Annotated in this window: 17 protein-coding genes; 16 read left to right on the top strand and 1 reads right to left on the bottom strand. The window is 74.9% G+C overall.

Annotation, left to right across the window (positions count from 1 at the left end; genetic code table 11):
* Positions 1–76 precede the first annotated feature (76 nt).
* The 14 genes from ACIQWA_RS06050 (at position 77) to ACIQWA_RS05985 (ending at position 14,784) form a co-directional block, all read left to right on the top strand.
* Positions 77–766 (top strand): HAD family hydrolase, encoded by a 690-nt coding sequence (locus ACIQWA_RS06050; RefSeq protein ID WP_360237683.1) that lies wholly within the window; start codon positions 77–79, stop codon positions 764–766.
* 263 nt (positions 767–1,029) lie between these two features.
* Positions 1,030–2,013, top strand: a complete 984-nt coding sequence (locus tag ACIQWA_RS06045) for a zinc-binding dehydrogenase (RefSeq protein ID WP_360237681.1) — start codon at positions 1,030–1,032, stop codon at positions 2,011–2,013.
* Between the two features lie 302 nt (positions 2,014–2,315).
* On the top strand, positions 2,316–2,540 hold the full coding sequence (locus tag ACIQWA_RS06040) for a hypothetical protein (RefSeq protein WP_360237679.1): 225 nt from the start codon (positions 2,316–2,318) through the stop codon (positions 2,538–2,540).
* A 50-nt stretch (positions 2,541–2,590) separates the two neighbouring features.
* On the top strand, positions 2,591–3,946 hold the full coding sequence (locus tag ACIQWA_RS06035) for an LLM class flavin-dependent oxidoreductase (protein WP_360237677.1): 1,356 nt from the start codon (positions 2,591–2,593) through the stop codon (positions 3,944–3,946).
* Positions 3,947–3,987: 41 nt separating this feature from the next.
* Positions 3,988–5,157: a pyridoxal phosphate-dependent aminotransferase gene (locus ACIQWA_RS06030; RefSeq protein ID WP_360237675.1), complete on the top strand. Its 1,170-nt coding sequence runs from the start codon at positions 3,988–3,990 to the stop codon at positions 5,155–5,157.
* Positions 5,147–6,112, top strand: a complete 966-nt coding sequence (locus ACIQWA_RS06025) for a 3-methyl-2-oxobutanoate hydroxymethyltransferase (protein WP_360237673.1) — start codon at positions 5,147–5,149, stop codon at positions 6,110–6,112. The genes ACIQWA_RS06030 and ACIQWA_RS06025 overlap by 11 nt, the downstream gene beginning before the upstream one ends.
* The gene (ectB, locus tag ACIQWA_RS06020) at positions 6,109–7,407 is read left to right on the top strand and encodes a diaminobutyrate--2-oxoglutarate transaminase (protein ID WP_402478705.1); all 1,299 of its coding nucleotides are present in this window, start codon (positions 6,109–6,111) and stop codon (positions 7,405–7,407) included. Before ACIQWA_RS06025 ends, ectB begins: the two co-directional genes overlap by 4 nt.
* Positions 7,404–8,405: a diiron oxygenase gene (locus ACIQWA_RS06015; RefSeq protein ID WP_402478704.1), complete on the top strand. Its 1,002-nt coding sequence runs from the start codon at positions 7,404–7,406 to the stop codon at positions 8,403–8,405. The genes ectB and ACIQWA_RS06015 overlap by 4 nt, the downstream gene beginning before the upstream one ends.
* Positions 8,405–9,646, top strand: coding sequence for an MFS transporter (locus ACIQWA_RS06010; protein WP_402478701.1), 1,242 nt, complete (start codon positions 8,405–8,407; stop codon positions 9,644–9,646). The genes ACIQWA_RS06015 and ACIQWA_RS06010 overlap by 1 nt, the downstream gene beginning before the upstream one ends.
* A 26-nt stretch (positions 9,647–9,672) precedes the next feature.
* Positions 9,673–10,545: an NAD(P)-dependent oxidoreductase gene (locus tag ACIQWA_RS06005; protein WP_402478698.1), complete on the top strand. Its 873-nt coding sequence runs from the start codon at positions 9,673–9,675 to the stop codon at positions 10,543–10,545.
* Positions 10,542–11,915 (top strand): ATP-grasp domain-containing protein, encoded by a 1,374-nt coding sequence (locus ACIQWA_RS06000; protein WP_402478696.1) that lies wholly within the window; start codon positions 10,542–10,544, stop codon positions 11,913–11,915. The genes ACIQWA_RS06005 and ACIQWA_RS06000 overlap by 4 nt, the downstream gene beginning before the upstream one ends.
* Positions 11,912–12,415: a flavin reductase family protein gene (locus ACIQWA_RS05995; RefSeq protein ID WP_402478693.1), complete on the top strand. Its 504-nt coding sequence runs from the start codon at positions 11,912–11,914 to the stop codon at positions 12,413–12,415. The genes ACIQWA_RS06000 and ACIQWA_RS05995 overlap by 4 nt, the downstream gene beginning before the upstream one ends.
* Positions 12,416–12,498: 83 nt before the next feature.
* Positions 12,499–13,746: an acetyl-CoA carboxylase biotin carboxylase subunit family protein gene (locus ACIQWA_RS05990; protein WP_402478690.1), complete on the top strand. Its 1,248-nt coding sequence runs from the start codon at positions 12,499–12,501 to the stop codon at positions 13,744–13,746.
* Positions 13,747–13,752: 6 nt separating this feature from the next.
* The gene (locus ACIQWA_RS05985) at positions 13,753–14,784 is read left to right on the top strand and encodes a ketopantoate reductase family protein (RefSeq protein ID WP_402478688.1); all 1,032 of its coding nucleotides are present in this window, start codon (positions 13,753–13,755) and stop codon (positions 14,782–14,784) included.
* A gap of 43 nt (positions 14,785–14,827) precedes the next feature.
* Here the strand turns inward: ACIQWA_RS05985 and ACIQWA_RS05980 are convergent, their stop codons facing one another.
* A complete protein-coding gene (locus tag ACIQWA_RS05980; RefSeq protein WP_402478685.1) occupies positions 14,828–18,121 on the bottom strand; it encodes an AfsR/SARP family transcriptional regulator in 3,294 nt (1,097 codons plus the stop codon).
* Positions 18,122–18,519: 398 nt separating this feature from the next.
* Between ACIQWA_RS05980 and ACIQWA_RS05975 the strand changes: the two genes are divergently transcribed.
* Together ACIQWA_RS05975 and ACIQWA_RS05970 are read left to right on the top strand one after the other, a co-directional pair.
* A complete protein-coding gene (locus tag ACIQWA_RS05975; protein ID WP_402478683.1) occupies positions 18,520–19,956 on the top strand; it encodes a diacylglycerol/lipid kinase family protein in 1,437 nt (478 codons plus the stop codon).
* Positions 19,953–20,498: a phosphatase PAP2 family protein gene (locus ACIQWA_RS05970; protein ID WP_402478680.1), complete on the top strand. Its 546-nt coding sequence runs from the start codon at positions 19,953–19,955 to the stop codon at positions 20,496–20,498. Before ACIQWA_RS05975 ends, ACIQWA_RS05970 begins: the two co-directional genes overlap by 4 nt.
* The last annotated feature ends 29 nt before the right edge of the window (positions 20,499–20,527 follow it).

Genomic DNA, 20,527 nt, shown 5'->3' with positions numbered 1-20,527 from the left:
CCGATCGGATCCCGACCGGACCCGGGACGCACCCGGAACGCACCCCGGACGCCATGACGAACACCAGGAGCACCCAGTGACCCGCCCGACCGGCCCCGCGGCCTTCTTCGACGTCGACGAGACCTTGATCAACGTCAAGAGCATGTTCGACTTCCTGGCCTTCCGGTACCGGGTCGAGGGCCGCCCGGAGTCCGACTACGCGCGGGACCACGGCGCCCTCCGCCGACTGGCGGACGGCGGCGTGCCGCGCGAGGAGGTCAACCGGGCGTACTACCGGCTGTTCACCGGCGTACGGGAGGCCGACCTCGCCGAGCAGGGCGAGCAGTGGTTCAAGGAGCGGACCGGGGAGGGGGAGCTCTTCCACGCCCCCGCCCTGGCCGCCTTCCGCCGGCACACCGAGCAGGGCCACCACACCGTCCTGGTCTCCGGGTCCTTCCCCGGCTGCCTGGACCCGATCGCCCGGTACGTCGACGCCGACACCGTCCTGTGCAGCCGCCCACTGGTGGCCGACGGGATCCTCACCGGAGAACTGGAGCAGCCGATGATCGGCGCGGCCAAGGCCGTCGCCGCCCGCGAGCTGCTCGACCGGGGCGGCTTCGACCCGCAGGAGTGCCACGCCTACGGCGACCACTCCTCCGACCTCGACCTGCTCCGACTCGTCGGCCACCCCACGGTGGTGGGCGACGACCCGGTGCTGACCGAGCACGCCGACCGCGGAGGCTGGAGCCGGCTGCCCGGCCTCGGCCACGGCGCGGCACAGCACTGACCGACCGACCGTCCCACCCCCCGCGCCCGCCCGGGTCCCCCCGGCCCGGGCGGGCGCCCCCCGACCGACCCGGTCCGCTGTTCGGCGGCTCGACGCGCCCCGCAAGGGCGCGAAGCGGCTCGAAGCGGACCGGCCCGGTCCACCGAAGTACCCCGCAGTACCCGGCAGTTCACGCGGTGCGCCGCGGTCCACGCGGTTCGCCGCGGCGCCGGCAGACCAGTAGCAGCAGCAGTTCGACAGCACAGCAGCCAGGAGGCATTCCCATGCGCGCCATTCGTTTCGACAGCTACGGCGGCCCCGAGGTCCTGACCCTCGTCGACGTGGAGATCCCCGAGCCCGGTGCGGGCGAGGTGTCGATCGACGTGGAGTACGCGGGCGTCAACTTCGCCGAGGTGATGTTCCGCCGCGGCCAGTTCCAGCCCGGTACCCCGCACGTCCCCGGCCTGGAGGTCACCGGGACCGTCCGCGCCGTCGGCGAGGGCGTCACCAACCTGCGCCCCGGCCAGCGGGTCGCCGCGCTCACCCTGGCCGGCGGCGGCTACGCCGAGGTCGCGGTGGCCCGTGAGCGGCTGACCGTCGCCCTCGACGGCGAGCTGGACGCCATCCCCGGCCCGGTCGCGGCCGCCTTCCCCTGCAACCTGCCGGTCTCCTGGGCGATCCTGCACGACGTGGCCCGGGTCCGCGAGGGCGAGAGCGTCCTGGTGCTGGCCGGTGCCGGCGGCGTGGGCAGCGGCGCCGCGCAGATCGCCCGCAACCTGGGCGCCGGCGCCGTCTACGGCGCGGTGAGCAGCGCGGACAAGGCCGCGTTCGCCAAGGAGAAGTTCGGCTACGACGAGGTGTTCACCTACGACGAGCTGGAGGAGCGCCTCGCCGAGGTGACCGGCGGCCGCGGCGTCGACATCCTGCTGGACTCCATCGGCGGCCCGCTGCGCGCCAAGGCCCTGGACCTGCTGGCCCCGCTCGGCCGCCACGTGGTCTTCGGCAACGCCTCGCAGCAGGACCACACCTACGAGGCCAACCAGATGTGGTACACCGCCAAGACGGTGGCCGGCTACAACATCGGCGGCCTCGCCGACCAGCAGCCCGACCTGGTCCACGGCCACCTGGTGGAGGCCGCCCGCCAGCTCGCCACCGGCGCCGTCCGGATCGAGACCACCGAACTCGCCCTGGAGGAGGCCGTCAAGGCGCACGAGATCCTCGAGGCCCGCGACTCCACCGGCAAGTTCGTCCTGCGCGTCAAGGCCTGACACCCGGCCGCCCGTACCCGAGGGCCGCCTCCGCCATCCGGCGGGGGCGGCCCTTCGGCGTTCCCGCGCGCGGAAGCGCCATCCGCACGCCCGTGAGCGCAACCCCCTTCTGGAGTCCTTCTGATCGCCTTTCGACGCTCGGGCCGCCGCGGAGCCCCGTGAAAGGTGGTTGGAAAGCGCACCGGTCTGGACTGGTCCCAGCCGGGGCCGCCCGGCGGAACCGGACCGGGACCACACCCCGGCCGGACGAGGGACGCACTACGGCACAACGGCACAGCGAACAGCACATGGGGGAGAGCGCAATGACGAAGACCCGGATCATGATCCGCACCGTGCTCGGCCTGGCGGCCGGCGCGATGGCGGTCGGGGTGGTCCTGTCGGCCGCCGGCGCGGGCGGCGAGTCGGGCGACGACACCCACTGGGGCATGGCGCGCTCCTCGGCCGACACCCACTGGGGCGCACCGGTGCCGGTCACCGACGACACCCACTGGGGCGTGACCGGGCCGGAGCTCGCCCCCGGCCGGTGAGCGACCCGAGGGGTCGGGACCGATCGTCAACGGACAGGGAGGAAAAGGTCATGGGCGGGACACGCCGGATGATGAAGCTGGGGGCGTTCATGCTCGTCCCCGGGTACCACGTCGCCTCCTGGCGGCACCCGGCGGCGCGGGCCGACGGCGGCCTGGACTTCGGCCACTACCGGGACCTGGTGCGCACGGCCGAGCGGGCCAAGTTCGACATGTTCTTCGTCGCGGACGGCGTCGGCATCCGCACGCCGTACCAGGACGCCGACGAACTCAGCCGCTGGGGCCGGTTCCTGCAGTTCGACCCGATCACCCTGCTGTCCGCGCTCTCGGTGCACACCGAGCGGATCGGCCTGGCCGCGACCGCCTCGACCACCTACAACGAGCCGTTCCACCTGGCCCGCAAGTTCGCCTCGATCGACCACCTGAGCGCGGGCCGGGCGGCCTGGAACATCGTCACCTCGGTGACCGACGCCGAGGCCCGCAACTTCAACCGGGACTCCCAGCCGGACCACGGCGCCCGCTACCACCGGGCCCGCGAGTTCATGGAGGTGGTCACCGGGCTGTGGGACAGCTGGGAGGACGACGCCTTCGTCTACGACAAGGACGGCGGGCAGTTCTTCCGGCCCGAGAAGCTGCACGTGCTCGGCCACAAGGGCGAGCACTTCTCGGTCGCCGGCCCGCTCAACGTGGCCCGCCCGCCGCAGGGCTACCCGGTGCTGATCCAGGCCGGCGCCTCCGCCGACGGCCAGGACTTCGCGGCCCGGTGGGCCGAGGTGATCTTCACCGCCAGTCAGACCCTGGAGGAGGGGCAGGCCTTCTACCGGGCGATGGGCGAGCAGGTCCGGGCGCACGGGCGCGACCCGGAGCAGGTGAAGATCATGCCGGGGCTGTTCCCGGTGGTCGGCCGCACCCGCGCCGAGGCCGAGGACAAGTACGCCGTCCTGCAGGAACTCGTCGACCCGGTGGTCGGGTTCGGCCTGCTCACCCAGCTGCTCGGCGACGTCGACGTCTCCGGCAGCCCGGTGGACGGCCCGCTGCCCGAACTGCCCGAGACCCAGGGCAGCACCAGCCGGCAGCGGCTGGTCTACGACAAGGCGCGGCGCGAGGGGCTGACCATCAAGCAGCTCTACCAGTCCGTCTCCGGCGGCCGCGGCCACCGGGTGCTGATCGGCACCCCGGAGGAGATCGCGGACGCGATGGAGGAGTGGTTCACCGGCGGCGCCGCCGACGGCTACAACGTGATGCCGCCGGTGCTGCCGGACGGCCTGACCGACTTCGCCGACCTCGTCGTCCCCGAACTGCAGCGCCGCGGCCTGTTCCGCACCGAGTACGAGGGCACCACGCTGCGCGAGAACCTCGGCCTGGACCGCCCCGCCCACGGCGCCGCCGCCCGTACCGAGCACGCCTGAACAGCTCGCACGTCATCCGAGAACCCGAGGAGCACCCGAGCATGCCGTCACTGGCACGAGACCTCAGAGAGATACCCCCCTCGCCCCTGGTCCAGGTGGAGGAACTGCTCAGCCGCAGCGGCGACCTGGCCCCGATCGGCCTGCACCAGGGCAAGACGGTCTTCGAGCCCTGCGCCCGCCCCCGGCCGTGGAACGCCGAGGAGTTCGCCACCGCCGCCCACCAGCACGCCCCGCCCGGCGGCGTCCGACAGCTGCGCGAGGCCTTCGCCGAGCACCTGGCGGCCCGCCGCGGCGCCCCGGTCGAGCCCGCGCAGGTGCTGGTCGGCAACGGCGGCACCCACGCCATCTCGGTGGTGCTGCACGCGATCCTGGGCCAGGGCGACGAGGTGCTGGTGCTGTCCCCGCAGTGGCTGTTCGCCACCGGACTGGTGTGGGCGGCCGGCGGGGTGCCGCGCGAGGTGCCGGTCTTCCTGGAGCTCAGCGCCGACGCCGACTTCGACTTCCTGTCGGTGATCGAGCGGGCGGTGACCGCCCGCACCCGGGCGATCTACTTCAACAACCCCAACAACCCGACCGGCTACCGGCTCAGCGACGCCCAGCTGGCGGCGCTCACCGAGCTGGCCGAGCGGCACGACCTGTGGCTGATCGCCGACAACGCCTACGAGAACTACGACTTCACCCGGACCGGCTTCGTCGACCCGGCCACCGTCGGGCGGGCCGCCGAGCGCACCTTCTCGGTGTACAGCTGCAGCAAGACCTACGCGATGCCGGGCGCCCGGGTGGGCTTCCTGGTCTCGCCGCCCGGCCTGGCCGAGCCGCTCACCAAGTGGTCGCTGCACTCGCTCTACTCGGTCTCCACCGCGGCCCAGTTCGCCGCGTACGAGGCGCTGCGCACCCCGGCCGAGGAGCTCACCCGCCGCCGCGACCGGGCCGCCGCGGCCTGGTGGCTCGCGGACTCCAAGCTGGAGGTCCCGCACACCGCCGTCTCCGGCGGGCTGTACACCTTCCTCGACCTGGCCGCGTACGGCGACGGCGAACGCTTCGTCCGCCGCTGCGCCGAACTGGGCGTGGGGCTGGCCCCCGGCCGGGTGTTCGGCGCCCACTGCGCCGACTGGGCCCGGCTCTGCTTCACCGCCGCGCCGCCGCCGCTGGTGGCGGAGGCGATCGACCGCATCAACAAGATCTACCGGGAGGGCATCGATGAGCACTGACACGGTGGTCCTGGAGCATTCCGGCCTGGCTCCGTTCCTGCGCCGCTACGACGCGCCGTCGCGCGTCGGCCTCAAGGTCAACGCCTACCGGGGCTACGAGGTGGAGGGCCTGGCCCGGGCGCTGGAGGCGCCCGAACTGGCCGACTGCCCGCTGGAGTGCGTGATGGTCGGCGACTCCTACTTCATGACCCACCTGGGCCGCCCGAGCACCGCGCTGGCCGACGACGCCGAGCGCGAGTGGGCGCTGGCCACCCTGACCGGGCTGGTCGCCGAGGTGCGGGAGGCGATCGACGCCCACTTCCCGGCCGACCGCCGGCCCTTCCTGCTGGCCGACCTGCCGGACGGCGCGACCGCGAGCCCCGCGGCCGCCCTCGCCGCCGGCGAACGGTTCCGGGCGGCGGGCGCCGACGCGGTGAAGGTCGAACTGGCCGGCGACGGCGACCTGGACTGCCTGGAGGCGCTCGCGCTGACCGGCACCACCACCCTCGGCCACCTCGGCTACACCCCGCAGCGCGGCGAGCTGAGCCGGCACGGCGACAGCGTCGAGGGCGCGGAGCGGATGTTCGCCCAGGCCCGCCGGGTGCGGGACGCGGGCGCGGCCGGCCTGATCGTCGAGATGGTCAGCGAGCCCGTCAACCGGGCGCTGAGCCGCCCGGACGCCGCCGGCATCCCGCTGTACTCGGTGTTCAGCGGCCGGGCCGAGTGGGGCGGGCAGAGCCTCAACGTCTGGGACGCGGTGGTCCGCCCGGCCCGCGGCGGCCGGTTCTTCCCGCCGACCGCGGTGATCGAGGCCGCCGAGGCCCCGACCCGCTACACCCCGGACCTGATCGCGGACCGCCTGCGCGAGCTGATCGGGCTCACCCTGGACGGCGGCTTCCCGCTGTCGCCGCGCACCGTCCTGACCCCCGAGGAGACCGAGCGGATCTCCGCGACCGAGCCCTGGAGCGCCCGATGACGACCACCCTCCCCGCCGGCCCCTCCTCCGGCACCGCGGTCTTCGAGCAGCTGGAGTCCGAGATCCGCACCTACTGCCGGCGCTTCCCGGCGGTCTTCACCCGGGCCAGCGGGCACCGGATGTGGGACGAGGACGGCCGCGAGTACCTGGACTTCCTGTCCGGTGCCGGCGCGCTGAACTACGGTCACAACCCGGCCGACGCCCGTCAGGCGCTGGTGGACTACCTGCTCGCGGACGGCCCGGTGCACGGGCTGGACCTGCACACCGGCGCCAAGCGCCGCTTCCTGGAGCGCTTCCAGGAGGTCGTGCTGGCCCCGCGCGGCCTCTCCTACCGGGTCCAGTTCACCGGCCCGACCGGCACCAACGCGATCGAGTCCGCGTTCAAGACGGCCCGCCGGGTCACCGGCCGCACCGACATCGTCGCCTTCACCGGCGGCTTCCACGGCCTCTCGCTCGGCGCGCTCGCCGCCTCCGCCACCGCCTTCAAGCGCGACGCGGCCGGCGTCCCGCTGGCCAACGTGGTGCGGATGCCGTACGAGGGCTTCGCCGGCGAGGGCGTCGACACCATCGACCACCTGACCCGGATGCTGGACGACCCGGGCAGCGGCATGGACAAGCCCGCGGCCTTCGTGGTGGAGACCGTGCAGGGCGAGGGCGGCCTGGCCACCGCGACCCCGGAGTGGCTGCGCCGGCTGGCGCAGGTCGCCCGGGAGCGGGACATCCTGCTGATCGTCGACGACATCCAGGCCGGCTGCGGCCGGACCGGCACCTTCTTCAGCTTCGAGGAGTCCGGCATCACCCCGGACCTGGTGTGCCTGTCCAAGTCGATCAGCGGCTACGGGCTGCCGATGGCGCTGGTGCTGGTCAAGCCGGAGCTGGACCAGCTCGGCCCCGGCGAGCACAGCGGCACCTTCCGCGGCAACAACCTGGCCTTCGTCACCGCCGCCGCCGTCCTGGACCGCTGGGCCGACCCGGCGTTCACCGAGGGCCTGGCCGCCCGGGTGGAGCTGCTGGACGGCCTGCTGGCCGACCTCGCCCGGCGCTTCGCCGCGCTCGGCTGCACCCCGCGCGGCCGGGGCCTGATCCGCGGCCTCGGCTTCACCGACCCCGCCTTCGCGGACCGGGTCTCGCGGGCCGCCTTCGCCGCCGGGCTGCTGGTGGAGACCACCGGCGCGCGCGGCCAGGTGCTCAAGATCATGCCGCCGATCGTGCTCGCCGAGGACCGGCTGACGCACGGCGTCACCCTGCTCGCCGACGTCATCGACGCGGTGTCCCGCAAGGAGGAGGACCGTTGACCGACCTGCTGCCCGACCTCGACACCCCCGTCGCCCCGGACGCCGCGGACGGGCCCGAGGACCACGCCCACGGCATCGACGAGACGGTGCTGCGCCGGCTCGCCGCGTCCTGGCCGCGCCGCGCCACCGTCCGCACCGACCTGGACCGGATCACCGACCCGGACCCGGCGGAGTACGACGCCGCGCTGCCCGACTACCCCGAGCGGCTGCTGCCCTTCGCCGAGCACCCGCTCTGGCTGGCCGCCACCCCGGAGCAGCGGCGGACGGTGCAGACGCTGGCCTGGCTGGTCTACAACGAGCGGGTCATCGCCGCCGAGGAGTACGTCGCCAACCCGACCTTCGCGATGATCATGCACGGCGTCTTCCCCGGCGCCGACGGCGTGCACACCAAGCGGGCGGTGCAGCAGACCCACGTCGACGAGGTGTGGCACACCTACATGCACATGGTCGCCATGCAGCGCACCCGGGAGCTGCGCGAGGTGACCGCCGAGCCGGCCTACCCGCACACCGTCACCTACCGGCGGCTGCTGGAGGCCGAGGCCAAGGTCTCCGAGAAGTGGGAGCGCGACCTGCTCAAGCTGGTCTGGACGACCGTCTCGGAGATCAGCGTCAACGCCTACCTGGAGCTGCTCTCCCGCGACGAGACCGTCCAGCCGCTGCACGCGCTGGTGCCCCGGCTGCACGCCCGCGACGAGTCCGCCCACTCCTCCGTGATGGTCGAGGTGGCCAAGGGCCTCTACACCCACCTGAACAAGGAGCAGCAGCGGGCCTTCGTGAACGCCCTGCCCGAGGCCCTGAACGCCTTCGTCGCCCAGGACTTCGCGGTCTGGCCCGGCATCCTCAGGCACGCCGGGTTCGAGCGGGCCGAGGAGATCGTCGAGGACTGCCGGCGGGCCGCGGGCCACAACCTGCTGGTGCGCGACTTCTCCGGGATCCGCCGGATCGTGCGCGAGATGGAGCTGACCGAACTGGTCGACTTCGACTTCGGGGCCGAGTGATGCGGCGGCCGGTCGGTCTGCGGGAGCTCTCCGCCGAAGGGCGCCGACTGGCCCTGGCCGCACTCGTCCAGTCCCTGGGCATCGGCCTGTTCACCGCCAGCTCGATCGCCTGGTTCACCCGGCACGTCGGGCTGAGCGCCAACCAGGTGGCGACCGGCCTCGCGGTGGCCGGCGCCGCCGCCCTGGCCGGCTCGCTGCTGGCCGGGGTGCTCGCCGACCGGCACGGCGCCCGGCGGGTGCTCGCCACCGTCTACGCGGGGCGCGGACTCTGCTTCCTCGCCTTCGCGTTCGTGACGGACCTCTGGCAGTACCTGCTGGTCACCCTGTTCTCGGTGGCCTTCGACCGGGCCGGCCCGCCGGTGCTCCAGGCCCTGGTCGCGGCCGCGCTGCCGGAACAGCGCGACCGCAGCCGGCTGCTCGGCCTGGTCAACGTGGTGCGCAACATCGGCCTGGGGCTCGGCGCCATGGCCGGCGGGGTGACGCTCACCCTCGACACCGTCGAGGCGTACCGGATCACCATGGTGCTGATCACCGTGGCGTTCCTGGGCGGCGCCCTGCTGGTGCTGCGGGTGCCCGCCCCGACCCGACCGGCCGCCGCCGCCACCCCCGTCGGCGGCGGCCCCCGGGCCCTGCCGGACCGCCACTACCTGGCGCTGACCGGCCTGAACTTCCTGTTGTCCTTCTTCGACGTGCTGCTGCTGGTGGCGATGCCGGTCTGGGTGCTGGACCACACCACCGCCCCGCACGCCACGGTGTCGGTGCTGTACGCGCTCAACACCGTCCTGGTGGTGGTCGCCCAGCTGCCGGTGAGCCGGCTCGCCGACGAGGTGCGGCGCAGCAGCCGGATGCTGCTGTGGGGCGGGGTGGCGCTGGCCGCCTGCAGCCTGTGCTTCGCCGCGGCGGGCGCGGTGCACGGCGCGGCCTCCGTCCTGATGCTGGTGCTGGCGATCGTGGCGCTGTCGGTGGGCGAGGTGGTCAGCACCTCGGCCACCTGGAGCCTGTCCATCGAGCTCGCCCCGCCCGAGGCGCGCGGCCGCTACCTGGCCGTGTTCGGCCTCGGCCTGGCCGGCCAGCGGGTGCTCGGACCGGTGGTGGTCACCGGACTGCTGCTCGGCTCGGGCGCGGTCGGCTGGATCGGCGCGGCCGCGGTGTTCGCGCTGACCGGCGCCGCCGCGGAGCGGGTGGCGCTCGCCGGGCACGCCGAACTCACCGCCCGGGAAACCGAATTGACGACAACGTGATGGATGCGAACGTAGGGAGACCGACCATGCGGATCGGATTCGCCGGACTCGGGACGATGGGCGGCGGCATGTGCCGGCGCCTGGCCGAGGCCGGTTTCGAGGTGGCGGCCTTCGACCTGGACGCCGCCGCCGCCGAGCGGGCGGCCGAGCAGCCCGGCATCACCGCCGCCGCCGCGCCCGCCGACTTGGCCGCGCCGGTCGTGGTCACCATGCTGCCGGACGGCGCCGCCGTCCGGGCCGTCGCCGAGCAGCTGCTGCCGGCCATGGCGGCCGGCTCGGTGCTGGTCGACACCGGCTCCAGCGACCCGGCCGACACCCGCGAACTGCGCGAACTGGCCGCCCGGTACGGCGTGCAGGTGGTGGACGCCCCGGTCTCCGGCAGCCCGGCGGCGGCCCGCGGCGGCGAGCTGACCCTGATGGCGGCCGGCGACCCGGCGGCCCTCGACCTGGCCGAGCCGGCGCTCACCGCGCTCGGCCGGGTGTACCGGGTCGGCCCGTCCGGCGCCGGTCACGCGTTGAAGGCGCTGAACAACCTGCTGTCCTCGGTCAGCCTCGCCGCCACCGCCGAAGTCCTGCTCGCCGGGCGGGCGTTCGGCCTCGAACCGGCCGTCGTGCTGGAGGTGGTGAACGCCTCCACCGGCCGTAACCACGCCTCCGAGACCAAGTTCCCGGCGCACGTGCTGACCGGCACCTTCGACTCCGGCTTCGCGCTCCGGCTGATGCTCAAGGACCTGCGGATCGCCGACCGGCTGCTGGCGGACGCCGGCGGCCGCTCCGACCTGGGCCGGGCCTGCCGGGCGCTCTGGGAGGACGCCCGGGAGAAGCTGCCGGAGCAGGCCGACAACGTCGAACTGGTCCGCTGGCTGGAGTCCGAGGCCGGACGGGAGCTGCGGTCGTGAACGGCCCCGAGCTGACCCCCGCCCCGCGGATCGCCGTGATCGGCGGCACCCCCGCCACCCTGCGCAAGGTGCGCGCCGCGGGCTTCGAGATCGTCTGGGTGTACGGGCCGCAGGAGCTGGACCCGACCGGCCTGGCGCACGTCGCCGAGGCCTACCTGACGGACTACCGGGAGCCCGCCGCCGTCGCCGAACTGCTCGCCACCGTGCACCGGTCCCGCCCGCTGGTCCGGGTGGTCTCGATCATCGAGGACGGCCTGGAGCCGGCCGCCGCCGCGACCACCCGGCTCGGCCTGCCCGGCAACGGGCTGGACCTCGTCCAGGTGCTCCAGGACAAGCTGGCCTTCCGCACCCTCCTCGCCGAGCGCGGTGTGGACGCCGTCGCGGCCCGGATCGGGCACACCGCCGAGGACATCCGCGCCTTCGTGGCCGAGCACGGCCCGACCGTGATCAAGCCGCGCTACGGCTCCGGCAGCCTCGGGGTGCGCTTCGTCGAGGACCTCGCCGCCGTGGACGAGGCGGGCACCTGGGCGGCCGGCTTCGGACTGCACTCCTTCCTGATGGAGCAGTTCCTGTCGGGCACCGAGATCAGCGTGGAGACCTTCAGCTACGCCGGCCGGCACGTGGTGCTCGCCTTCACGGCGAAGGAGAAGCTCGCCTCCTTCGTCGAGGTCGGCCACGCCCAGCCCGCCCCGCTGGAGGACGCCACCGCCCGCCGGGTCGAGGACCTGGTCTTCGCGATGCTCGACACCGTCGGCCTGGCCGACGGCCCCGCCCACACCGAGGTGATCCTCACCGCGCAGGGGCCCCGGCTGGTCGAGTCGCACAGCCGGCGCGGCGGGGACCGGATCACCGACCTGGTGAAGGAGGTCTACGGGATCGACATTGATGCCCTGGCCTTCCTCTGGTACGCCGGGCGCACCGACCCGGTCCGGCCCGGGGAGCCGTCCTGCGGCGCCTCGATCCGCTTCCTGACCGCCGAACCCGGCGTGGTCGCCTCGGTCGAGGGCCTGGACGCGGTGCTCGCCGACCCGGCGGTCGTCGACGCCTCGGTGAGCGTCGCCCCGGGCGACACCGTGGTGCCGATCGCCTGGTCCTACGACCGCTGCGGCCTGGTGCTGGCCCGCGGCCGGGACGGCCGGGACGCGGCCGAGCGGGCGAGCGCCCTCGCCGCCCGGATCGCGATCCGGACCGCGCCCGCCGAGACCGGCCCGCCCGCCCGCACCCTGGCCACCATCGCGGCCCGCCCGGACCGGCTGGTCGGCGCCGCCCCGGACCCCGGCCCGGACCCCGGCCCGGACCCCGGCCCGGGAGTCGGCCCGGGAGCCAGCCCGGACCCCGGCCCGGGAGCCGGCCCGGGAGCCGCCGAGTGAGCGTCGACGCCAAGGAACTGCGCGGGGCGCTGCGCCCGCACGCGGCCGGGATCGCGGTGCTCACCGCGCCCGGGCCGGTCGGGGTGACGATCACCTCCTTCACCTCGGTCAGCGCCAGCCCGGCGCTGGTCTCCTTCGCCCTGGCGCAGACGTCCAGCACCTGGCCGCGGGTCCGGGACAGCGAGTGGTTCGGCGTCCAGATCCTCGGCGCCCACCAGCAGGAGCTGGCCCGACTGTTCGCCACGCCGGGCGCCGACCGCTTCGGCCCGGACACCCGCTGGCACTCCGGGCCGCACCAGGTCCCGCTGCTCGACGGCTGCCTGAGCTGGCTGGTCTGCACCCGGCACGACGTCCGCACCCTGGGCGACCACCACGTGGTCACGGCCGCCGTCACGGAGGTCCGCCACGGCGCGCCGGGCGACAGCCTGGTCCACCTGCACGGCGTGGTGCGGCCGGTGGCCCGGCCCGCCCTGGCCCGGCCCGCCCTGACCCGGAGCTGACCCCCGCCGGGAGCCGACCCCTGGCCGGGACCTGATCCCTGGCCGGGAGCCGGCCCCCCGCCCACCATCCGACTGGAGGAGCAATGGAGACGGAAGCACGACCGCCGCGGCAGCCGGCCACCGGGGCGACCGCCCCGCACGCCCTGGTGCTGGTGGACAGCGACCACGCCGACACCCCGTACGACCTCTGGGCGGCCGAACTCGGCGTCCGGCTGACCCTGCTGGTCTCCGAGGAGAAGTACCCGCAGTACGCCCACCTGCCGGCCGCCCGGTCGATCCCCGGCTACCACGGCGGCAGCGAACTCGAGCGGGTGGCCATGGAGTTGGCCGAGGAGGACTTCGTCGCGGTGATCGCCCGCGGCGAGCGGGACGTGCTGCGCGCCGCCCGGCTGCGCGAGCTGTTCGGCCTGCCCGGCCAGCACTGGGACAGCGCCCTGGCCTTCCGCGACAAGGTCCTGATGAAGACGATGCTGCGCGAGAAGGGCCTGGACGTACCGGAGTTCGCGCCGGTGCGGGTCGCGCTCGACCTGTTCGGCTTCATCCGCGAGCACGGCTACCCGGTGGTGGTGAAGCCCGCCCTGGGCTCCGGCTCCAAGGGCACCGTGGTGCTGCGTGACGAGGCCGACCTCACCGGACTGCTCGCCGGGGGCCTGCCCGAGCACGCCGAGGTGGAGCGCTTCGTCGACGGCCGGATGTACGTCGTCGACGGCCTGGTCACCGAGGGCCGGCTGGCCGCCGTGTTCGTCTCGCACTACCTCAACGACTGCCTCACCTTCCACTCCGGCGGCTACCTCGGCTCGGCCCAGCTGAACCGGGGCGAGCCGCTGGTGGAGCGCCTGATCGAGTACGCCGAGACGGTGCTGACGGTGCTGCCGACCCCGGACTGCACCAACTTCCACCTGGAGGTCTTCCTCACCCCCGACGACCGCCTGGTGCTCTGCGAGGTGGCCAGCCGGACCGGCGGGGCCCGTACCACCGGGGCGATCCGCGCCGCCACCGGCTTCGACCTGGACCAGCGCTGGTTCGCCGCCCAGCTCGGCGAGCGGATCCCCCGGGGCGAGGAGCTGCGGGCGGTGCCGCCGGGCGGCTCCGGCGGCTGGGTGCTGTTCTACCCCGGGCGGGGCCGGCTGACCGGACTGCCGCAGGAGCCGCCGTCCTTCGTGGTCGAGGAGCGGATCAAGGGCACGGTCGGACACCGCTACCACGGCGGCGAGAAGTCCGGGGACTACCTCGGCGGCTATGTGATCATTGGCCGGGACGCGGCCGAAATCGCCGCCAACGCCGAGGAGTTGGCCGCGTGGTACGCGAACGGGATCAGCTGGGAGGAGTAGGGCTCGATGGACAAGCGGTACATCGTGGTCGGCGCCGGGGCGGTGGGCGGCGTGGTCGGCGCGCGGCTGCACCGGGCCGGGCAGCAGGTGGTCCTGGTCGCGCGCGGCGAGCACGGCGCGGCGCTGCGCGAGCACGGGCTGACGGTGCACTCCCCGGCGGGAGCGGACACCGCCCGGATCCCGGTGGCCGCCGGTCCGCAGGAGGTCGAACTGCGCGAGGGCGACGTCCTGTTGCTGGCCGTCAAGACCCAGGACACCGCGGCCGCGCTGGCCGACTGGGCCGAGCGCCCGGTCGGCCCGGACGGCGCCCGGGCCGGCTCCCGGCTGCCGCTGGTCTGCCTGCAGAACGGGGTGGAGAACGAGCGGCTGGCGCTGCGCCACTTCCGCCGGGTGTACGGCGCCATGGTGGTGCTGCCGGCCGCCTTCCTCACCCCGGGCGAGGTGCGCATCTGGTGCGGGCCGCGCACCGGCGCCCTCGCCCTGGGCCGCTACCCGGACGGCGCCGACGACACCGTCCGGGAGATCGCCGCCGACCTCACCGCGGCCGACTTCCGGGCCGAGGTGGTCGAGGACGTGCTGCGCTGGAAGTACGGCAAGCTGGTCGACAACCTGGCCAACGCCGTCGACGCGCTGTGCGGCCAGCGGCCCGGGGCGGAGTCCGCGGCTCTGGCCGTCCGGGCGCGGGCCGAGGCCGTCGCCGTGCTGGAGCGTTCGGGCATCGCGTTCGCGACCTCCGAGGAGCTGACCGAACTGCGCCTCGGCGCGGTCGAGCGTCGGCCGTCGGACCCAGGGGCCGGGCACGGCTCGACCTGGCAGAGCCTCAAGCGGGGCGGCCGGTCTGCCGAGGTGGACTACCTGAACGGGGAGATCGTGCTGCTGGGGCGCGGCTGCGGGGTGCCGACGCCGGTCAACGAGTTGTTCCAGGAACTGGTGAACCGCTGGGTGCGGGAGCGCCGCGAGCCCGGCAGCCTGGCCGTGGCGGAGCTGGCCGAGCTGATCGGGCGGGCGGCGGACGAACAGCCCCTCGCGGCGGGGTAGTCGGCCGGGTCGGGGCAGGCCCGGTCGAGCTGTGAGCCGGCGGTCAGCAGCGGTCCGGGCGGCTCCCCAGGCGCAGCGCCGGTCCGGCCTCGGCGGCCGGTTCGGGGCCGCGCCGGGACTCGGCCAGCAGGTCCTCGGTGCGCTCCAGCCAGGGCCTGGAACCGAGTTCGGTGAACAGCTTCCGGCAGGCCTTGAGGTGCCCGGCGGCCTGGGCGCGGTCGGCCCGGCGGAGCGCGATCTCGGCCAGCGCATAGCGCGAGCGGCCCTCCACGGCCCGCTCGCCGACCTGCCGGGACAGCTCCAGCGCCCGGGTCAGGGTGTCGACCGCGCCGTCCAGCCGGCCCTCCCGGCGGTGCACCGTGCCGAGGCCGTGCAGCGCGTAGGCCTCGCCGATCCGGTCGCCGCCGGCCCGGACGATCCGCAGCACCTCCCGCAGGGCGTCCTCGGCCAGGTCCGTCCGCCCGGCCGACAGGTGCAGCTCGGCGAACCGTTGCAGCACCTGGGCCTCCACCCGGACACAGTGCTCCGCCCGGCAGATCACCAGGGCCTGCTCCAGCAGGGCGTGGGCCCGCTCCGGCCGGCCCGCCGTCATCCACCAGCCGGCCAGGCTGCGCAGGATGTGGGCCTCGCCGATCCGGTCGCCGACCAGCCGCATCACGGCCAGCGCCTCGTCGTACTTCTCCCGCATCGCCAGGTCGTCGCCGCGCACCCCGTCCAGGAAGGCGTCGTTGCGCAGCACCAGGGCCCGGCCGTGGTCGTGTCCGGCCGCCTCGAACAGCTCCCGGGCGAGTGCGAAGTGCTCCTGGGCCTGCTCGTGCCGGGTCTGGAACATGTGCAGGGTCCCGAGCGAGTAGAGCATCGCGGCCTGGCCGACCGTGTTGCCCGCCCGGACCGCCGTCTCCTGGGCGAGCCGGGCGGTCTCCTCCCAGTCGTCGAAGTGCCCCTTGGCCTCGAACAGGGTGACCGAGGTGAGCGCGAGGTCCCAGCAGAGTTCGTCCAGCCCGGCCGCGGCGGCCTGCCGCACGGCCGTCACCAGGGCCAGCCGCTCGGTGTCCCAGCCGTCCACCCCGGTCCCGGCCGCGCCCGAGCGGCCCTCCAGCGGCGGCCGCCAGCGCTCGGCCGTGCCGTGGATGACGGTGTAGTCGCCGCCGTACTCCCGGCGGTGGGCGTCCTCGGCCAGGGCCAGCCAGCCGCCCAGCATCCGGGCCAGCGCCGCCTCCTGCTCGCCCACGCCCTCGGTGGCCACCAACTGCTCGTGGGCGTAGGCGCGGACCAGGTCGTGGAAGCGGTAGCGCGGCCCCGGCTGGTTCGGGTACTGGACGATGTCCATCACCTGGGCCTCGACCAGCAGGTCGAGGGTGTCCTCGGCGGTGCACGGGTCGCAGTCCAGCAGCGCCGCCGCGATCCAGGCGGGCGCGTCCGGCAGCTGGACCAGGGAGAACAGCCGGAACAGCCGCTGCGCCGAGGGCGGCAGGGCGCGGTAGGTGAGGCTGATGGTGGAGCGCAGTTCGAGGCCGTGGTGGCTGAGCTCGTCCAGTCGGCGGCGCTCGTTGCGCAGCCGCCGGACCAGCCGCTCCACCGGCCAGTGCGGGTGCGAGGCCAGCCGGGCGCCGGCGATCCGCAGCGCCAGCGGCAGCCCGTCGCACAGGTGGACCAGCTCGACGGCGGTGTCCAGTTCGGCCTGGACCCGCGGCCTGCCGATGATGCCCGCCAGCAGGTCCAGCGCGTTGGACATGTCGAACACCTCGACGTCCACCCGGTGGATCCCCGGGACCCGGGCCAGCCGGACCCGGCTGGTCGCGAGCACCGCGCAGCTGGCGCTGCCCGGCAGCAGCGGCGTCACCTGCTCGGCGCTGGTCACCCCGTCCAGGACCACCAGGACCCGGCTGTCGGCCAGTCGGCTGCGGTACATCTCGGCCCGCTCCTGCGGGTCCTCCGGGATCGCCTTGGCCGGCACCCCGACCGCCCGCAGGAAGCGGGCGAGCAGCGTCCCGGTCCGGCCCTCGCCCTCGCCGGGGGCGCCCGGCTCGGCGCTCGGGGTGTGCAGGTCGGCGTAGAGGTGGCCGTCCGGGAAGTGGGCGCCGGCCTCGTGTGCGGCGCGCACCGCCAGCGCGGACTTGCCGACCCCGCCCGGGCCGCAGATGTTGACGATCGGCACCGCGTAGCCGGGGGCCTGGGTGCCGGCGTAGGGCACGATCAGCTTCTTGATCTCGTCGAGCTGGCTCCGGCGGCCGATGAAGTCGCTGATGCTGGCGGGGAGTTGGCGGGGGGTGAGGCGGAAGGCGGCCTCGGCGGCGGGGTGTGCCGGGTGGGTGGTGAGGGTGGCCTGGACGGTGTGGGTGGTGTGTGTCGCCTGGACGGTGTGGGTGGTGTGCGCGGCGTGGACGGCGGGAGCCGGGGGCGCGGGCGGGGGAGTGGCGGGGCCCGGGTCCGCGGTGCCCCGGTCGGCGGGCGGCACCGACAGGGGCGCCACGGAGACCAGGGGCACCTGGGGTACGGGCGCCGGTGCGGGGGCGAGTACGGGTGCGAGCGGCGGAGCGGCCGGGCTGGCGGCGGTGTGCCGGGCGTGCCCGGCGCGGTGCCCCGGCAGGTCCAGCCCGGGGGACTGGCACAGGATCGCCCGCTCCAGCTCCCGCAGTTCCTGGCCCGGCTCGATGCCGATCTCCTCCACCAGCGCCCGGCGCGCCCGCTGGAACGCCTCCAGCGCGTCCGCCTGGCGGCCCGAGCGGTACAGCGCCAGCATCAGCTGCCCGTACAGCCGCTCCCGGAGCGGGTGGCGGGCGGTCAGCGAGGCCAGTTCGGCGCCCAGCTCACCGTGCCGGCCGAGCAGCAGGTCCAGCCGGACCCGCTCCTCCAGCACGGTCAGCCGCCGGTCGTCCAGGTGGGTGGCGGCCCGCTGGGCCAGCTCGCCGGGCACCCCGTCCAGCGCGGGCCCGCGCCACAGCGCCAGCGCCTCGCGCATGGTGGCGGCCGCCCGCTCGGTGCGGCCCGCGCCGTCCTCCTCCCGGGCGAGCGCGACCAGCCGTTCGAACTCCAGGCTGTCCACGTCGGCGGGCGCCAGCTCCAGCGCGTAGCCGGGGGAGCGGGTGGTGATCGCCTCCGGCCGACCGGCCTGGGTGAAACGTTTGCGCAGGGTGGAGACGGCGACCTGGACCTGGCCGCGGGCCGTGGTCGGCGGTGCGTCCCCCCACACCGCGTCGATCAGCTGTTCGGTGGAGACGGTCCGGTTGACGTTCAGTCCGAGCATCGCCAGGACCACCCGCTGCCGTGGGCCGCCCAGGTCCAGCGAGCGCCCCTCATGGACCAGTTCGACCGACCCCAGCAGCCGTAGCAGCATGCCTTCCTCCCCGTCAACCGAAACGCGCTCAGCGTATTGGTATACACCAGATTCCCCCGTGGACACTACCGTCACAGCATTAACCGGACAGTCCGTGCGGGAGGTTTCTGTACGCCCGGCGAATTCTCGCCATAACCCCCGCGCTATCGTACGTGATCCCGGTCTGACCATTGCTGACGCAGATGCTTCGTGCACGTGGCAGCTCTGTCGGGGCCTCCGGACGGATTCTCCGGGGCGGGGCCCCCGGCGGGCGGCCCCGGAATTGTTTTTGGACATTCGGGAGCGGCCCGCCGGGCCGCTGAACCGGCCGTGCCGCCCGGCCCGTTCGACGCGCCCCGAACGGGCCCTCAGGTTACGGTGACCGGACCGGACGGGGCCGAACGGAGGAGGGCGGGTCGATGGCGGGCGGGTCGATGGCGGGCGAGCCGACGGAGAGCGGGTCGAGGGCCGACGGATCGACGGCCGGAGGGCCGGGGGAGGACGTGGTGGACCGGCGCCGGCCGCGCCGGCTCGCGCGGCTCGCCCTGCTGTGCGCACTGGCCGCCGTGGTCGTGCTCGCCTTCACCGGCCCGCACGGGCTGCTGGTGCTGCTCGCCGAGCTCGCCGGCCTGGTGGTGACGGCCGTCGGCGTCTGGTGGACGATCACCCGGCGGGCCCTGTGGCGGCTGGTCGGCGTGCTGCTGGCCGTCGGTGGGCCGACCGCCGGCGTCCTGCTCGCCTACGACGCCGGGGTGCTGGCGCTCACGGTGACCGCCGTGGCCCTCTGGCTCGCCGCCCTCGCCTGCGCCCGCGCCGCGCTGCGCGCCGCCCGGCCGCCGCGCCCGATGCCCACCCGGGAGGCCCCGCCGCCGCGGCAGCCCGTCCTGATCATGAACCCGAAGTCCGGCGGCGGGAAGGTCGAACGCTTCGACCTGGTCCGGCGCGCCGAGGACCTGGGCGCCCGGGTGGTGCTGCTCGACACCTCCGTCGAGCAGGACGTCGCCGAGCTCGCCCGCCGGGCGGTCGCCGACGGCGCCGACCTGCTCGGCGTGGCCGGCGGCGACGGCACCCAGGCCCTGGTCGCGGCCGTCGCCGCCGAGCACGGCCTGCCGTTCCTGGTCGTGTCCGCCGGGACCCGCAACCACTTCGCGATGGACCTCGGCCTCGACCGCACCGACCCCGCCACCTGCCTCGACGCCCTCCGCGACGGCGTCGAACTCACCGTCGACCTGGGCCGGGTCGGCGACCGGACCTTCGTCAACACCGTCTCCTTCGGCGCCTACGCCCAGATCGTGCAGAGCCCCGAGTACCGCGACGCCAAGACCGCCACCGCCCTCGACGCCCTGCCCGACCTGCTGACCGGCGAGGCCGGGCCCACCCTCACCGCCCGCGCCGACGGGCACCGCATCGACGCCCCGCAGGCCCTGCTCGTCAGCAACAACCCGTACGCCGCCCCCGACCCCGTCGACCTCGGCCGCCGCCCCCGGCTGGACGAGGGCCTGCTGGGCGTGGTCGGCGTCCGGGTCGAGGGCGCCGCCGGGGCCGCCGAACTCGTCCTGCTCGGCGAGCGGGCCGCCGCACTGACCCTGCTGTCGGCGCGGCAGGTCACCGTGCACGCCGACGCCGCCGAGATCCCCGTCGCCGTCGACGGCGAGGCGCTGACCCTGCCGACCCCGGTCGTCTGCACCCTGCGGCACCGCGCCCTGCGGGTCCGCGTCCCGCGCGAGCGCCCCGGCGCCGACCCGGCCCAGCGGGCCCACGCCCATCCGCTGGACTGGCGCGACGTCACCAGGCTGGCCCTGTCCGGCGCGGGCCCGCACCCGGCGCAGGCCCGGCCCACCGGAGGCCACCGGTGACCGGCCCGGTCCTGCGCGACCTCACCGCGCTCGACGCGGCGCTCTACGCCGCCGTCGCCGCCACCGACACCCCCGCCCTCGACTCCGCCCTGCGCACCCTCTCCGCGGCCGCCGACCACTCGAAGATCAACCTCTCCGTCGCCGCCGCCCTGGCCCTCGTCCCCGGCCGCTGCCGCCGCGCCGGAGTGACCGGCGCGGCCGCCGTCGCCCTCGCCTCCTTCACCGCCAACATCCTCGGCAAGCGGCTGGTCCGCCGCCCCCGCCCGGACCGGGAGGCCGCCCGGGTGGTGCTGGGCCGGCACGTCCCGATGCCGGTCAGCGCCTCCTTCCCCTCCGGCCACACCGCCTCCGCCTTCGCCCTGGCCACCACCGTCGGCACCCTGCTGCCCGCCACCGCCGTCCCGCTCGGCCTGCTCGCCGTCGCCGTCGGCTACTCCCGGGTGCACACCGGCGTCCACTACCCGGGCGACGTCCTGGCCGGCGCCCTGCTGGGCAGCACCTGCGCCGGGATCGCGCTCGCGGCCGGACGGCGGACGCCGTAGGGTCGAGCCTTCGGACCCGGGGAGGGGAA

The sequence above is a fragment of the Kitasatospora sp. NPDC098652 genome, assembly GCF_044760155.1.
GTDB lineage: Bacteria > Actinomycetota > Actinomycetes > Streptomycetales > Streptomycetaceae > Kitasatospora.
The sequence above is the reverse complement of the archived record's forward strand: the minus strand, read 5'-3'. Positions and strand labels throughout refer to the sequence as shown.

Coding starts and splice junctions, on each gene's coding strand:
- ACIQWA_RS06035 (WP_360237677.1), top strand. CDS start 2,591: ATGGGCGGGACACGCCGGATGATGAAGCTGGGGGCGTTCATGCTCGTC.
- ACIQWA_RS06025 (WP_360237673.1), top strand. CDS start 5,147: ATGAGCACTGACACGGTGGTCCTGGAGCATTCCGGCCTGGCTCCGTTC.
- ACIQWA_RS06005 (WP_402478698.1), top strand. CDS start 9,673: ATGCGGATCGGATTCGCCGGACTCGGGACGATGGGCGGCGGCATGTGC.
- ACIQWA_RS06045 (WP_360237681.1), top strand. CDS start 1,030: ATGCGCGCCATTCGTTTCGACAGCTACGGCGGCCCCGAGGTCCTGACC.
- ACIQWA_RS05975 (WP_402478683.1), top strand. CDS start 18,520: ATGGCGGGCGGGTCGATGGCGGGCGAGCCGACGGAGAGCGGGTCGAGG.
- ACIQWA_RS05985 (WP_402478688.1), top strand. CDS start 13,753: ATGGACAAGCGGTACATCGTGGTCGGCGCCGGGGCGGTGGGCGGCGTG.
- ectB (WP_402478705.1), top strand. CDS start 6,109: ATGACGACCACCCTCCCCGCCGGCCCCTCCTCCGGCACCGCGGTCTTC.
- ACIQWA_RS06030 (WP_360237675.1), top strand. CDS start 3,988: ATGCCGTCACTGGCACGAGACCTCAGAGAGATACCCCCCTCGCCCCTG.
- ACIQWA_RS05990 (WP_402478690.1), top strand. CDS start 12,499: ATGGAGACGGAAGCACGACCGCCGCGGCAGCCGGCCACCGGGGCGACC.
- ACIQWA_RS06040 (WP_360237679.1), top strand. CDS start 2,316: ATGACGAAGACCCGGATCATGATCCGCACCGTGCTCGGCCTGGCGGCC.
- ACIQWA_RS05980 (WP_402478685.1), bottom strand. CDS start 18,121: ATGCTGCTACGGCTGCTGGGGTCGGTCGAACTGGTCCATGAGGGGCGC.
- ACIQWA_RS06010 (WP_402478701.1), top strand. CDS start 8,405: ATGCGGCGGCCGGTCGGTCTGCGGGAGCTCTCCGCCGAAGGGCGCCGA.